Raw genomic sequence first — 1,285 nt, 5'->3', positions numbered from 1 at the left:
TCGGGAAAACGGATTGTTTATCAATCGCTTACCCAAAAGTCCTCTGATTTTCCGTTAAAATGCGCAGGTCGACATCGTGGCGACCGGTTGCAGCGACCAGATTGCCGCAAAAAGCCCGACCCAGCCGCTGATCAGGCTCACCCGATAGACGAAGGGGGAGGGGGAGGCGAAGCGGGAACTACGCAGTGCCAGCAGCACCAGACCCTGCGCCGCAATCACCCCGCCCCAGGCTGACAGCAAGGCCAGCCGCTGGGGGGAGAGATAGGTCCCATCTTCTGCCCAGCCCGCAGCGCAACCGATGCCGTGCAGGCCATAGAGCGCGCTGAAACCGGCAAGCCAAAGCAGCGGTGGAAGCAGAATGCGCAGCAGATCCTTCATGCAATCAACCCCGGCAAATGGATCGCCAGCAATGCCAGCGTGGCGACCACGGCAAGGTAATCGGACCAGAGCGCCACGATATGCACCTCCGCCCTACGCCGGGACGACAGATAGCCGCGCCATGCACGGGCGATCAAAAAGCCCTGCATCACCGCGACCAACCCCGCATGCAGCAGCGTGTACCCGGCCAGCACCAGCAGCGTCGCGGCATAGGCATGGCCTGTGGGATCGGGCAGGCGGGTGAGCAGGATCACCAGAACGACCATCAGGGCCAGGGTGGCCCCAAGGGCCAGGGCAAGCGTCAGCCACGCGCGGCCATGCCGGGCCATCCGGCGCGCGGCCAGCCGTTGCAGGACAGCGCCGATGACGACGGCCCCGATGCCCGCGCCCAGTTCATTGACCGACGGGCTGAACCATTCCGACGGGGGCCAGCCCGGCGCGACGGTCCAGAGGAACGCGTAGCCGAAGAGGAGCGAGCCGAAAAAGGTGCCGTTCGCCGTCAGCAAAAAGACCGAACCCCACCAGCCGGGGGGGCGTGACGTCTCGAACGTGGGGGGCAGGGACGTGTCATGCCCCACAGTCTGCGGGCCGAGGTCCTGCTTTCGGCCCAGTTGCCAGACCCAGTGCAGTGCCAGCGCCAGAACGCCCAGCATCCCCACGGGCACCAGCCAGTAGAGCTTGAGCAGCATGGACAGGAAGGCAAGCCCCGTCACCCCGGCCATGACGATCGGCAGGCGGGTGTTCCCGGGATAGATCACCAGTTGATCCGGCCGCCCGCTGGCGATGTCCACCGTCATCGTTTCGCGCCAATCGTGCCGGGGCTGGCCAAGGTAGCCTTCGCCCATTGCGAGCCTGTTGGCCAGTTCAGGGTCTTGCGCATAGGGCTCGCGGCTCTCCACATGGGGCA

The 1,285-nt window shown here is 65.4% G+C and carries 1 protein-coding gene and 1 pseudogene; both read right to left on the bottom strand.

What is annotated here, in order from left to right:
- Positions 1-54: 54 nt before the first annotated feature.
- Complete coding sequence (locus A3728_RS05435; RefSeq protein ID WP_067920968.1) at positions 55-378, bottom strand: hypothetical protein; 324 nt, start codon at positions 376-378, stop codon at positions 55-57.
- Positions 375-1,285, bottom strand: a pseudogene (locus A3728_RS23000) (cytochrome ubiquinol oxidase subunit I); the annotation flags it as partial. The pseudogene A3728_RS23000 and the gene A3728_RS05435, both read right to left, overlap by 4 nt.

The organism is Sulfitobacter sp. HI0040 (assembly GCF_001634885.1).
Classification (GTDB): Bacteria; Pseudomonadota; Alphaproteobacteria; order Rhodobacterales; family Rhodobacteraceae; genus Sulfitobacter.
Note: the sequence above shows the minus strand (reverse complement) of the source record. Positions and strands in the feature narration are given on the sequence as shown.